We start from the raw sequence: 13,975 nt of genomic DNA, 5'->3' as shown, positions 1-13,975 counted from the left end.
AAGTCGTTCTATAATTTTAGTACGACTTTTTTATTTATTAAATTTCAACTTCTGTTTGTCTTTCACTTTTCTGTAAAACATCAAAATACAAAAAATCTAAAATTTCGTTTTTACATTGATAAATAGGTCTAGAATTCCAACTATGATCACCATTTTTAACAGAATACAAATAGTAAGATTTACCAATAGATTTTAATTGATCTGCAATTGCTCTAGAACCGTAAAGTTTTAAATAACCTGCATTTTCTTTTTTACAATAATGATGTGAAGCTATATGATAGGGAACTAAATTATCATTTAATCCGTGAAAAAGTTGCGTAGGTATAGCTTTTTCATGAGTAATTTTATCATTTGTAATTATTGCACCAGCCATAGCAATTACACCAGCAAATTTAAAATTCGTATCTAAAATTGTATTTTCGTAAACATAAGCTAAGTTTAACACAGCTTCTGCACCTGCACTAGAACCCACTAAAATTATTTTGGAAATGTCTATTTTAAATTTTCGATTTCGTTTTAAAATATATTTTATTGCATAACTAATGTCTTTAGAAACGTTGTTAAAAGCGTTAATTTTTAAATTGGCATTGGTGTTGCAACCAAAACCAATTCCTTTCATGGTTAATCGATAAGAAATAGAAGCTACAGCATAACCATAAGTTGTCATTTCTTTAGAAAAATCTACGGCATATTTGTCATTTCTTTTTCCTCCAGAAAATCCACCTCCATGCACATAAATAATCAATGGTTTTTTGCCCTTTATTTTTTTAGGTTTGTAAAAATCTAACTTAAGATTTTTCTCTTTTTTTATCCTTTGGTAAGTAAATGTTCTTTTAGATGGTTTTGCAATTTTGTCTAAATATATTTTTTGAGCAAAAACATTTACAGAGAATAATAATAAAAAGAAGAGAATGTTTATTTTCATAATAATAGAGTCATTGTTATTCTGATTTTCCTTTCAGTTGATCATAAAATTTGCGCAGATTTAAATACAAAAATGTATTTGTTTTTGCATAAAAAAATGCGAGAAAGCAGACGATTATCAAAAAAATAATTGCGCCAAAAATTACTTCTACAGGATTTAAGGTTTTGCTAATTAAACTATTTAACCCTAAACCAGTAAAACTGCCATAAATAATTATAAAATGAATAACATAAATGGATAAGGTTTTTTGACCTATTTTTAAAATTAAAGGATTTTTAAAGTATTTTTCTAAGCTATAGAAAAAAGCAAAATAAAGCAACACATTGCCAAACCGTGTAAAGAGGTAATTATAGCTTGCAGAATCCATAAATAATTGAAAATGAAACAATTTTGATAAATAAGCTAATACATATGATGAGTAAAATATCAAAATAAAACCAATAATAATAAAGGATGTAATTATCGTTTTCTTAAAGTGTTTTTTAGGCAAGAATTTATAAAATAATGTTGCAATAAAAGCACCAAAACAAACATATCCAAACCACGGAATTATCGTAAATATAGATCCATTACTTTTAGAAATATAGTTATTTAAAAATAATGGAATAGACGTAATATTTAAATTTCTGTAAAGAGGTTCTGTAATAAATATGATGATTCCCAAAATAAAAACCAAAGGAGAAAACAAGGTCATTTTTTTATTACACAAAAAATAAAATCCAGTAATTAAAATTAAACTAACTCCTATTATTTGTAAAACATCGATTACTAAAAAATAAGTATTAAACTCACCAGAAAGCCATGTAAATAGTGGGATTCTTAATAAATACCCAATACCTATCAAGAAAAAACCTCTTTTAATTCCTTTTTTTATTCTTAGTTTTTCGGTTCCTTTTTCTTTTGATTTTAGCAAAAGGTAAGTGAAAATTAATCCAGAAATTGTAAAAAAAGTAGGAGCAGTAATTCCTCTAAAATACGACCAAACTTTGTAAGAAGTATAATTTAAATCTCGATAAGTAACATCTAATAACGTATCTATAAAATGACCTTGCAACATCATTAAAATGGCAAAAGCACGCACAATATCAATAAAATAAAGTCTATTAGAGTTCAATATTTAAAAAATAGACTCTAAAAGTAAACATATATTTAAGAAATGACCAAAAGAAGTAAATGAATTTGATTGTAATTGTAAAAAAGTAAAAAACTTTTAAAAAATTCCGATTAAATATATTAAACTGTTCTAGTTCTATTTAGCAAAATAAAATCAGCCAAAACCAAAGCTGTTAAAGCTTCTACAATTGGCACAGCTCTTGGTACAACACAAGGATCATGCCTTCCTTTTCCTGTAATTTCTGTAACTTCATTTTCAGAATTAATTGTTTGTTGACTGCTCATTATTGTGGCTACAGGTTTAAAAGCAACTCTAAAATAGATGTCCATTCCATTAGAAATTCCACCTTGAATTCCACCAGATAAGTTGGTTTTAGTAGAACCATCAGCATTAAAAACATCATTATGTTCAGTACCTTTCATTTTTGCACCACAAAATCCGCTACCAAATTCGAAACCTTTTACTGCATTTATAGATAACATTGCACCACCTAATTGAGCATGAAGTTTATGAAAAATAGGTTCACCCAAACCAACAGGCACATTTTGAGCTACGCAAGTAATGGTACCTCCAATAGTATCTCCAGCTTTTCTGATTTCTTTAATTTTGTCAATCATTTTTTCTGCGGATACTTCATCAGGACAACGAACAATATTACTTTCTGTTTTAGAAAAATCTACCTCTTGATATGGTTTTTCCATAAAAATATCACCTACAGAAGATGTAAAAGCATTTATTTTGATGTTAGCCACCAATTGTTTAGCTAATGCTCCAGCCACAACCCAGTTTGCAGTTTCGCGAGCAGAACTCCTTCCACCACCTCTATAATCTCTTAAACCATATTTCTGATCGTAAGTATAATCTGCATGAGAAGGTCTGTATACATTTGTATTATGATTATAATCTTTACTTTTTTGGTTGGTGTTTTTAATTACAAAACCAATAGAAGTTCCTGTGGTTTTACCTTCAAAAATACCAGATAAAAACTCTACAGTATCCGGTTCTTTACGTTGAGTTACAATTTTAGATTGCCCAGGTTTACGTCTATTTAGTTCTTCTTGTATAGCTTCGAAATTAACTTCTAAACCCGCAGGAAAACCATCTATTACACCACCAATTGCAGTTCCATGCGATTCTCCGTAAGTTGTTACTTTTAATAAATTTCCAAAAGAATTAAATGACATAATTAAAAATTATAATTTTGATACAAATATAATGAAAGTACGCTATAGTTTTTTGTAAGTAAAAAGTATTATAATGATTTCTAAAATGTATTTAATATCTTTAATAGCTGATTTTTAGTAAGATAAAATTATAATTTTAAGATAGTCAAAAAAAATAAAAATTATTCGTTTTTTTGTTTCACAAAATAAAAAAGCTTTCTATATTTGCATCCGCATTCAGGAAATACCTGATGAGACACTTGGAGAAATGGCAGAGTGGTCGAATGCGGCAGTCTTGAAAACTGTTGACTGTAACAGGTCCGGGGGTTCGAATCCCTCTTTCTCCGCAGAGAATTTATCAAATCTCACCAAAAGCCCGTAAACATTATGTTTACGGGCTTTTTTGTTTTCTTCAAACAATCATTAAAATTAAAAAAATATGGATTAAGTCCAAAAATATTCAATAAAAAGGAAGCTATTTGGTTACCTATTTTGTCTTTAAAATAGGTAACTGAATTTCTCTGTGCCCCTTTGATATCAAGGACTTAAAAATTAAAACTTGACTAAAACCAGTTCAAAAAAAGTACATTTTGTTTTGAATATTATCTGAAACAGAAAAAAATTGCGCACATAATACAGACATAAAAGACATCATTAATTTCAAGAAAATCATCAGAAAAGCATACGTCAATGATTGGATAAGCAAAGATATTTTTTATAAGAGGGAAGGAACTTTAAAGACAGTGGAAAGAGAATTTTTGGATGTAGAAGAAATCCAAAGATAAAATCAAATTCGAAATAGGTTTCGACAACCAATTGTTTGCTTTTGCAGGATTATATGCAAACAATACCTATACTATTGTAACAACAGAGGCTAAAGGAGTAATGCGCGACATTCACGACACCAAACTAAGAATGCCTTTTAGTTTAAAGTCAGAATCCGATTTTAAAAGTTGGTTAAATGATGAAGAAATAGTACCCCAATATAATTTCACAACAACCCAATTAGATTTTACACAACCAACCTTATTCTAAGAAACCCTAATAAAAGAGTAAGTAGTTCTTATAAACTCTCCACAACACAAAATCTAGTTTATTATAATAACGCGTTTATTATTTTCAGCAGTATTTTTAAATGAAGCCTCTGTCTTATATGTTATTTTCCTTGTCAACAATAATTTAACCTTTTATTATCTTAATGTACATTTATTCTTATAAAATAATTAAACTTAGTTCAAAAATTTTAACTTTACACTAAATCAATAGAAATGTTTATGTTTGTTTTTTGTTTTCTTTAAAATGAATTTAAACTCGAAATCCATAGCAGTTTTACCTTTTGTCAATATGAGCAATGATAGTGACAACGTCTATTTCTGTGATGGTATTACTGAAGAAATTATAAATGCATTAACAAAGGTTAATGGTTTAAAAGTAATTGCAAGAACCTCATCTTTCGCCTTTAAAGGAAAAGATATTGATATTAGAGAAATTGGTAAACAATTAAGTGTCAATACAATTCTTGAAGGTAGTATAAAAAAGTCTCAGGATAATATTAGAATAACAGCGCAGTTAATCGATGTCAAAGATGGCATACATTATTGGTCAAAAAAATACGACAGAAAACTAGTAAATATCTTCGATTTAGAAGATGAGATTAGCTTAGCCATTGCAGACGAAGTTCGAAATAATTTTGGGCACTTCGAAGTACAGGACCATTTAATAAAACAGCCAACTGATAATATTGATGCTTATCAATTATTTCTAAAAGGACGCTCCTTTCAATTAAAATGGACACCTGAGAGCATCAATCAAGCTATTTCATTTTATAATCAAGCCATTGCACTAGATAAACAATATGCCAAAGCCTACTATGCCAATCTACAATGTTATGGCTTACTAGCAATGTGGGGTTATATGCCTTATCAAGAAGCTATGGAATTAGCAATTAGTAACCTTTTGATAGCGAAAGAAATAGATACTTCGTTACCTGAGTATCCCTTGTCTTTTGTAGGTAAATTTTTCTGGGAAGAATGGGATTTTAAAAACGCTTACACACACATTAATAAGGTTTTAGAAATAAATCCAAACCATATAGATGGATTAGAAGCTATGGCAGAGTTGTGTATTGCTCTTGGTTTTTTCAATAAAGCCATAGTCTTTGCCAACAAGTTGTTAGAAGTAGATCCGCTCTCAGCAAACAATCACTATACTTTAGGACACATTTACTATTATCAACGTAAATTTCGTAAAGCGCTAGAAAGCATCGATTACGCCCTAACACTTAATCCTCATTTAGAATTAGCCCATCACCTAAAATGTTTCTGTCTAATATGGCTTAATGAGGCTGAGCAGTTTAAAGCATTTATTCAGAATACATCATTACAAGAAGAAAAAAACATGCTGTTTAATCTTGTTAATAAAAAGGATACAGTAATAACAAATGAAGCCACCTCAAAATGGTGTAAAGGAGGTAATGAAGCTACAATGCTAGTGCCATATGACGTGTTTATTCTTAGCAACTCGAATCATAAAGAACTTGGATTTTCGAGATTAAAAGAAATGGTTAGTCAAAGACGTGGACAAATTATTAACTACAGACAAGAACCTTTTTTACACCCTTTACATAGCATAAATGGGTTCTCAGAATTACACCAGTCTAACTTGTTTATTGACGATATTGAAGTTCCTCAAAAAGAGGAAGAAAAACTAACTTCAAACATTTTAGATAGTCACCAGATACAAATTCTAAAAAAAGAATTGCTTAACTACTTTGATGAGGAAGAACCTTATTTAAACCCACAGCTGAGTTTAAAATTTGTTGCTGATGTTTTAGGTTTAAACACCAATAAAATGTCGTATTTAATTAACCAGGCGTTCGATACAAATTTTAATGACTTTATTAATCAATATCGTCTCAACCATTTTAAAACTATAGCTTTAGACCCTAAAAACTCACATTTAACCATTCTCGGTTTAGCTTATGATAGCGGTTTTAACTCTAAAAGTGTTTTTAATACGTACTTTAAAAAAACAGAAGGCATTACCCCAAGTAAATGGGTGAAATCTAGTAGTAACTAGTAGTTTAATAGCAGTTTATTTCCTTCATTCAATTTTATGCTGAATTATATTTCAGTAGGATTGTTGTATCCATAATTTTGAAGTTTCAAAAAAAAATATCGAAAATTTCTCATTTTTTTTAGCCCAAAAGAACTAACGTAAAACACTTCATTTTTAAACAGAAATCGCAACCATTTTGTTGGGAAGTACAGATGAACAGTGTCAAAAAATGAAATAATTAAGAGGATAATTCCGAACGTTCTAATTTATAATTTAAGACGATTCGAGACCTGTTATGCCGCAAATTTGCACTATCAAAATCATTATAAATCAATTAAAAATGAACAATTATGAAATCATTAGATCAAACACTTAAAAAAAACAAATCGATTATTGTTAAAAGAACAGTAAACCATTTTATGATGGCTATTTTACTATCTTTAACAACCTTATTATCATCTTGTTCAAAAGATGACGACAATAACGAACCAATAGACAACTACACATCAGTTGAAAATTTATTGAATGAAGTTGATTTTCAAGGGTATGCCATTGTAACTAAAAATGGTAATGATTTAGTGCGTCAGGGTTTTGGATTAGCAAATGAAAGTACTGCATTACCACAAGATGATGAACTTGGCTATCGTATTGGTTCAGTAACTAAAACCTTAACAGCTGCTGCTATTGTACAACTAAAACGCGATGGTTTAATCAGTAGTTTTAATCAAACTTTAGATGAATTCGACACAGAGTTTCCAAACGGAAATCAAATTACCATAGCACAGTTATTATCGCATCAATCAGGTATTCCAGATTATCAATTTGTAGTGGAAGACGCCTACGAACAAGGCGAAACCTTGGATGAAGAAGATATTTATGAAGTTATTACTGAAATGATTTCTGAAAATGGCCTCAATTTTATACCAGGTTCCAGTAAACAGTATAGCAATTCAAATTTTCTTATCGCAGCTTTATTAATTCAAGAAGTATCTCAAATGTCTTATCACGAATATATTCAGCAAAAAATATTGACACCTTTGCAAATGACTGATACTTATAAAGGTACCAATATTATTGATTTCAATACGCATGCAGAAGGTTATTACAATGGTAACGCAAACAGTACTTACCCAATGGCTATTGCGTTTGGCGTTGGAGATTTCAGTAGCTCGCCAAAAGATATGGAAATTTGGACAAATGCAGTAAAAACAAACTGGTTTACGGCTACCGAAAAAGGCGAAATATTTGCAGACGATGTACCAAGTGGCTTTGTAGATTTTGGCCTGGGTTGGTTTACAACACAAGAAAGCAATACCACAATGTATTGGCATGGAGGTGATATTAATGGATTTTGGAGTATGATTGGGTTTATACCAGAATACGATGCAACAATTGTACTGTTAAGTAATCAACAAGATGATTCTGGTGAACAACGAAATACCATTATAGAACAACTTTTAACCAACGAATTTAATTAAGAATTACCCAAAAAAAATAAACTATCAAGATATGAGAAATATAATATTAGTAGTCACATTCCTTATGCTAACTACAACAAATGTTTTTAGTCAAGAAACATCAAAACAAGCATTTGAAATTAAAGTTATCACAAGTGTAGAATCGATAATCCCAAGTGGCTTGGGTAGATCAAGATTAATTTCATCAAATAGTGAAAGAGATTATAAACAATTTACCTCAAACCAATCAGAAGAAAACAATACCAGAAATAAATCTAAAAGAAAAAATATTAGAGTTAAAAACTTTGAAGAAACTAAATTATTAAACTTTTATAATTTGGGTGGAATACGTTTTCAAAATATAGCTGCAAATGATGCTTTGATTTCCTCAAAATTAACAGCTATGCTTTCTGAAGGTTGGGATTTGATGTTTGTAACAAGTGCAGTAGAAAGCGATGCAGGAAAAAATGATGACAATGGGATTTTTATTACACGTTTTATTTTTAAAAGGAAGTTGAACGAATTAAATAACCGATAATTTTTTTAAAAATGAAACATACCAATGTATTATTAGCAGGTGCTACCGGTTATTTAGGGAGGTATTTGTTAAAAGCATTAATCGATAATGAAAATCAGATTATTGCAATTGTTCGTAACCCTAAGAAATTACAAAATAGAAATGATAATTATTTAGAAATAAAGCAAGCCGAAATAACAAAACCTGATACCCTAAGTGATATTTGCAAAGGTATAGATACAGTAATATCTACGGTTGGTATTACAAGGCAAAAAGAAGGTTTAACCTATATGGATGTAGACTATCAAGCCAATATAAATTTGTTGGAAGAAGCTAAAAAGGCTGGTGTAAAACACTTTGTATATGTGTCTGCTATTAACGGAGATAAATACAGAAATTTAAAAATTTTTGAAGCTAAAGAAAAATTTGTTGATGCTTTAAAATCTTCTGGGTTAAACTATACCGTTGTTAGACCTAATGGTTTTTTCTCTGATATGAAAGATTTTTTACGAATGGCTAAATCGGGTAGGGTCTATTTGTTTGGATCTGGTCATCAAAAATTCAACCCTATTCACGGAGAAGATTTAGCGAAAGCTATTGTAAATTCTTTAGACGATAACAACAAAGAATTAACCATTGGAGGCCCAGATATTTTAAGTCTTAATGATATTAGTAAACTAGCTCTAAGCGCTTTAAACAAACCTATTAAAATTTTTCATTTACCAGATAATTTAAGAAAATTAACGCTTTGGAGTTTAAGAACTTTTGCAAGTGTTAAAACCTATGGCCCAATTGAGTTTTTCCTCACCTTAATGGCAGAAGACAATATTGCACCAACATCTGGTAAACATCATCTAAAGGATTTTTTTATAGATGAAACAAAAAAAGGTTTGGAATTATAATACAAGACGATGTGCCTTGTCTTCTGGCATTTCTTTGTACCATCAAATGAGACAATAATCACAAAACAAATATTTAAAAACAAATAATTAAAAACAAATAATTAAAAACAAATTAAAATGAAAAAACTATTAATCATTACCTTAACCTTATGTGCATTGAATGTTTTTGCACAAAGTAATCATGAACTATCAAAGAATAATGATACAGATTTTAAATATAGAGCGAGCTTTCCAGCAATTATCTTGGGTAATATTGGCAAAGGAGGTGAAAGAACTAACACGCAACACATTGAATTTCACATTAAGCGTGATTTAGATTCAAAAAACATCATTGGTGTAAAATTTGCCACTTGGCGTTTATTTCAACCAATGGGCATTCAATGGTGGGATGGTCTTTTAGATAAAATAGATTCTAAAACTGAATTTTATCCAGGTTATTTACGCGAAACAGGTGTAGGTATTTCCTACCAACGTATGCTTTGGAAAGGTATATTCGCTTCGGTTGAAGTATTGCCATTACACAAAACGTATTTAGACCTTGACAACAAAAAAATAGCAAACGGCTTTAAACTCTACAACTCGTATCATATAGGCTACCATTTTGCTTTTGGTAAAAAGAAACAGTTTTTTATAGAACCGCAAATCCATACTAATGTGTGGCATTTTGATACAAAAACACCTCAAGCATTTAAACAACTAGATAATAGATGGAAAAACCATTTCCTTTTTGAGCCAAACCTGTATATCGGCTTTAAATTTTAAGGAAGATCTACAACCTTTAATCATCAACGTATAAAACAATTAAAAAAAAACGAATATATATGAAAACAATTGAAACACAAATCCGATTAAAAATGACATTTTTGGTCTTAATACTCATGTCATCACTAACGTTTGCACAAAACAATTTAACTATAGAAGAAACTTCAAAACGAGAAGGTTTTATCTTTGAATTTAGTCTAGGTGGAGGAGTTATTAGTGTTGAAGATAGTGAAGGCATTCAAACCTTTGATACAGCGCAGGGAGCTATAAGTTTCCCTGAATTAAAATTTGGTTATATCTTAAATGATAAGTTGGCATTGACTTTATCTATGCCAGGAAATATATACGAATTTCAGGAGTATGACAGACATTTCGGAGGTTTTATTCCCTCAGTACAATATTGGGTAAAAGACCGTTGGTGGATTCACGGTGGTATAGGTTTAGCTATAGATTCACCCGCACTTTACGACATTAAAGATAAGGTTAATGACGATTGGAATTTTGGATGTGCAGTTATGGCAAGTACAGGATATGAGTTTTACAAAAAGAAAAACTTTGCATTGAATGTACAGTCCAAATTGGTGATGGGAAGAGCATTTTTAGAAGGAGATGCTCATAGAGATGCAGTAACTTTTAACATAGGTTTAGGGTTTAGTTGGTTTTAAAAATAAAACTAATTTTACAGTAATTTTTAATGGTATAATAATGAGCTAATTATGAAACAAAGTACAATACTAACACTATTAATTTTTATGTCTATAGGTGCTTTTGGTCAGCAAGAAATCAAGAAGGACATTGCGCTATTATTAAATGCCGAACTACAAAACGAGAACATAAAAAGTGGTATTCTGCATGTGTATTCTGAAACTCGAGGAATCGATATACAATTGGCTGAAAACAAAGAAGATGCTATTTCTATACAGAGTCCATTTTACACAGCCAGTGTTACCAAAATGCTTACAGCTACAGCAATTGGTATTTTAAAGGATCAAAATAAATTAAATTTAGATGATAAAATCGCTACATATTTACCAGATTCATTGGTGAATAATCTTATTGTTGTGGATGGAAAAGACTATTCAAAAGATGTAACCATTGCACATTTGTTGCAACATACCTCTGGTTTGCCTGATTATTTTACGGACCAAACTAACGATGAAAGTCCAAACATTATCAATCAGATATTGACAAACCCTAACAAAACATGGACAGCTGAAGAAATGATTCAGTTTTCAAAAGACAAGATGACACCTCATTTTATTCCTGGTGATGGTTATCATTATACAGATACAGAATATGTGCTGTTAGCATTGATTATTGAAAATCTCAGTGGATTATCATTAGACGTGTTCTTTCAGCAATATATTTTTCAACCTTTAAAGATGAAAAGTTCTTACATCAACTTAAAATCTACAGCAATAGATAATAATCTTCCTATGGTTAAATTCTATGCAAGTCAATATGAATTATCATCTCTCAAAAGCCTAAGTGCGGATTGGGGTGGAGGTGGACTGGTGTCTACCACACACGATTTAATTACTTTTTTAAAAGCTTTTAATAGCGATGTCCTTGTAAAGAAAGATACACGTTTATCCATGCAAAACTGGGTGATTGAAACTAAAGGTATGAATTATGGCTTTGGTATTAGGCAAGTTTCTTTAGGTGAATTAACAGGTACAGACACTACTCTACAACTAATAGGGCATTCTGGAAGTACAGCATCTTTTTTATGGTATTGCCCACAATTAGATACTTATATTTCTGGATCATTAAATCAGCTAGAGGCTTCTAAGAGTGCAATGATTTTGGTTTTTAATATACTCAAAAGAATAGAAAATAAATAAAGCGATGAACACATTTATAAAAGTTATAATTATTTATTTTATTGCACTATTATTATCAATTAATGGTTTGTTTGCACAGACATCAAACAAAATGAATTGGAAAGATGATCTTAAAATCTATAAATCGTCTTTAGAACAAAAACATATAGACCTTTATCATACAGTACCTAAAGAAGAGTTTTTTAATAAATGGAATAAGATGTATAACAACGTTGATTCATTAACTGATTTTGAGATTATTCTTAAACTAATGCGCTTAACAAGAAGAATAAATGATGGTCACACAGCTGTATCTTTGAGAAATATTGTTACACATCGATTTCCTTTTGAAGTAGAATATATTGATAATCAATGGAGAGTAGTAAAAGCAATTAAAGAGCATAAAAGCTTATTAAAAGGATCATTAGTAGCTATTGATGATGTTCCTATTCAAGAGGTTTCAATCAAAATTTCAGAAGTTGCACAATTTGTAGAGAATGAAAATTCAAAAGTGGTAAGAACTGGTTCATATTTAACAATAAGTGAATTACTTTTTAATCTTGATATTATTAAAAACAGAAATACTGCCGAATTTACTTTTTTAGATGATAATAATAAAGAAATAAAAATAACTTTAGAAGCATTAGATAAATCTACTGTAGATAAAAAGAATTTTACAGAATTAAATATTGGCGTTCCAGAGATAGTAAAACCAGACAAACCTATGTTCGATTATTTATGGTATGCACCTATTAAGAACACAGAAGCTATTTATCTTAATTTTGAAAGTTATCCAAGTTTTGATGATATGCAAGTTTTTGGCGAAAAGCTAGTAAGGTATATCACTAAAAATAACAACCATAAAATTATTATAGATATGCGAAACAATGGTGGTGGCGATTTATATGTGGGCGTAGTTTTAGCGTATGCACTTAACCTTGCCGATTCAATAGATTGGAAAAATGGTGTATTTGTTTTAACAAGTAACAAAACCTTTTCAGCAGCCACAAGTAATGCAGCGCTCTTTAAGCAATTGTTAAATGCTAAAATTGTCGGTCAAGCCACTGGGTCAAATCCCACAGGATATCAAGATATGGATAGTTTTACCTTACCGAATTCAAAATTAGTAATCACCTATTCAAAGAGAAAATTCAATTTATCAAGTAAAGCAAAACAAGGTATTCAACCAGATGTATCTTTGTTTTATAATTGGAATGACTATAAAAATGGAAAAGACACTATTATCCAATGGATAGTAAACAATATAAAATAAACTGATTTTAAAGGTCAACGTAAATTATTTTTAAGTATAACCATGATAACAATTTCCCCACAACACAAAATCCAGTTTATTTTAAAAACGAGTTTATTATTTTCAGCAGTATTTTTAAAAAAAAGCCTCTGTCTTTTGTGTTGTAAGTTTATCTTGAGCGCAGTCGAAAGACTAGCCAATACAAGTTTAGCGTTTTAATATTCTAGAGGTACTTGCATTTTAAAGCTTGTATTTTCGGAAACTCAAACACAACTATAAAAAGCAATCTTGCTATTGTTTTCATAAAACACAAAACTTCTCAAAGCTATATTTACATAATGCGCTGTTATACACACATTCATTCACTTTCTGGTCTATAACGCCATTATGTAAAATAGCCGTTTAATTAGTGCTTTTAAATCAAATTTGTGGCTTTTTGCTTTTCTAAGAATATCAAATAAAGGCTATATAATAAAATAGGTAGGGGTTAATTAGGGGTTACTTTTTATTAATATTTACTGACTTCTAATTAAATTTAAAATGTTGATGTTTAATGTGTTATAGTTTTTTTTGTTGTTTGGGTTTTGTGTGTTTATATAGATTATTTAACTGACACCTATGAACAATTTATTTTTTATTCATCTTTTTTATCAAACGGAGTAAGGTCGATATTAACGGGAAAGCTAATGTATACTTGAGAATTACGGTAATTGGAAAGCGAGACTTAAAACAGTAGAAAAAGAATTTTTATCCAAAGAAGAAGTAGAAACCCTAGTAACTAAGCAGTTTTCTGTAAACAGATTAAACCAAGTAAAAGACGTATTTGTGTTGAGTTGTTTTACGGGCCTAGCTTATTCAGATGTTAAAAAAAAACTATCACATAATACTGTTGTAATAGATACAGACGGAGATAGAAGGATAAAACCAACAGAACAAAAACTAATGCTAGAAGTAATATTCCATTACTAAACACTGCAGAAGTTATTTTAGTAAAATATAAAGA

The 13,975-nt window shown here is 30.0% G+C and carries 13 protein-coding genes and 1 tRNA gene; 11 read left to right on the top strand and 3 right to left on the bottom strand.

Going from position 1 to position 13,975, the window contains the following annotated elements; genetic code table 11:
- Positions 1–37 precede the first annotated feature (37 nt).
- The 3 genes from ACWYN7_RS14355 to aroC form a co-directional block, all read right to left on the bottom strand.
- Positions 38–925: a carboxylesterase family protein gene (locus tag ACWYN7_RS14355; protein ID WP_462860662.1), complete on the bottom strand. Its 888-nt coding sequence runs from the start codon at positions 923–925 to the stop codon at positions 38–40.
- A gap of 16 nt (positions 926–941) precedes the next feature.
- Positions 942–2,039 (bottom strand): heparan-alpha-glucosaminide N-acetyltransferase domain-containing protein, encoded by a 1,098-nt coding sequence (locus tag ACWYN7_RS14350; protein WP_462860661.1) that lies wholly within the window; start codon positions 2,037–2,039, stop codon positions 942–944.
- 119 nt (positions 2,040–2,158) lie between these two features.
- Positions 2,159–3,223, bottom strand: coding sequence for a chorismate synthase (gene aroC / locus ACWYN7_RS14345; RefSeq protein ID WP_462860660.1), 1,065 nt, complete (start codon positions 3,221–3,223; stop codon positions 2,159–2,161).
- A 241-nt stretch (positions 3,224–3,464) separates the two neighbouring features.
- Between aroC and ACWYN7_RS14340 the strand changes: the two genes are divergently transcribed.
- The 11 genes from ACWYN7_RS14340 (at position 3,465) to ACWYN7_RS14290 (ending at position 12,993) form a co-directional block, all read left to right on the top strand.
- Positions 3,465–3,549 (top strand) — tRNA-Ser (locus ACWYN7_RS14340).
- A 252-nt stretch (positions 3,550–3,801) separates the two neighbouring features.
- Entirely contained in the window at positions 3,802–3,987 is a 186-nt protein-coding gene (locus tag ACWYN7_RS14335) for a phage integrase SAM-like domain-containing protein (protein WP_462860676.1), read from the top strand.
- Positions 3,988–4,018: 31 nt separating this feature from the next.
- Complete coding sequence (locus ACWYN7_RS14330; protein WP_462860659.1) at positions 4,019–4,237, top strand: SOS response-associated peptidase family protein; 219 nt, start codon at positions 4,019–4,021, stop codon at positions 4,235–4,237.
- A gap of 264 nt (positions 4,238–4,501) precedes the next feature.
- Positions 4,502–6,280: a helix-turn-helix domain-containing protein gene (locus ACWYN7_RS14325; RefSeq protein ID WP_462860658.1), complete on the top strand. Its 1,779-nt coding sequence runs from the start codon at positions 4,502–4,504 to the stop codon at positions 6,278–6,280.
- A 329-nt stretch (positions 6,281–6,609) separates the two neighbouring features.
- On the top strand, positions 6,610–7,737 hold the full coding sequence (locus tag ACWYN7_RS14320) for a serine hydrolase domain-containing protein (RefSeq protein WP_462860657.1): 1,128 nt from the start codon (positions 6,610–6,612) through the stop codon (positions 7,735–7,737).
- A 64-nt stretch (positions 7,738–7,801) separates the two neighbouring features.
- Entirely contained in the window at positions 7,802–8,254 is a 453-nt protein-coding gene (locus tag ACWYN7_RS14315) for a hypothetical protein (protein WP_462860675.1), read from the top strand.
- 11 nt (positions 8,255–8,265) lie between these two features.
- Complete coding sequence (locus ACWYN7_RS14310; RefSeq protein ID WP_462860656.1) at positions 8,266–9,135, top strand: SDR family oxidoreductase; 870 nt, start codon at positions 8,266–8,268, stop codon at positions 9,133–9,135.
- Between the two features lie 117 nt (positions 9,136–9,252).
- A complete protein-coding gene (locus ACWYN7_RS14305; protein ID WP_462860655.1) occupies positions 9,253–9,897 on the top strand; it encodes a hypothetical protein in 645 nt (214 codons plus the stop codon).
- Between the two features lie 116 nt (positions 9,898–10,013).
- Positions 10,014–10,562 carry a hypothetical protein gene (locus ACWYN7_RS14300; protein WP_462860654.1) on the top strand — a complete coding sequence of 183 codons (549 nt, stop codon included), beginning with the start codon at positions 10,014–10,016 and terminating at the stop codon, positions 10,560–10,562.
- Between the two features lie 51 nt (positions 10,563–10,613).
- Positions 10,614–11,741: a serine hydrolase domain-containing protein gene (locus ACWYN7_RS14295; protein ID WP_462860653.1), complete on the top strand. Its 1,128-nt coding sequence runs from the start codon at positions 10,614–10,616 to the stop codon at positions 11,739–11,741.
- Between the two features lie 4 nt (positions 11,742–11,745).
- The gene (locus ACWYN7_RS14290; protein ID WP_462860652.1) at positions 11,746–12,993 is read left to right on the top strand and encodes a S41 family peptidase; all 1,248 of its coding nucleotides are present in this window, start codon (positions 11,746–11,748) and stop codon (positions 12,991–12,993) included.
- The last annotated feature ends 982 nt before the right edge of the window (positions 12,994–13,975 follow it).

This window comes from Polaribacter sp. M10 (genome assembly GCF_054968445.1).
The sequence above is the reverse complement of the archived record's forward strand: the minus strand, read 5'-3'. Positions and strand labels throughout refer to the sequence as shown.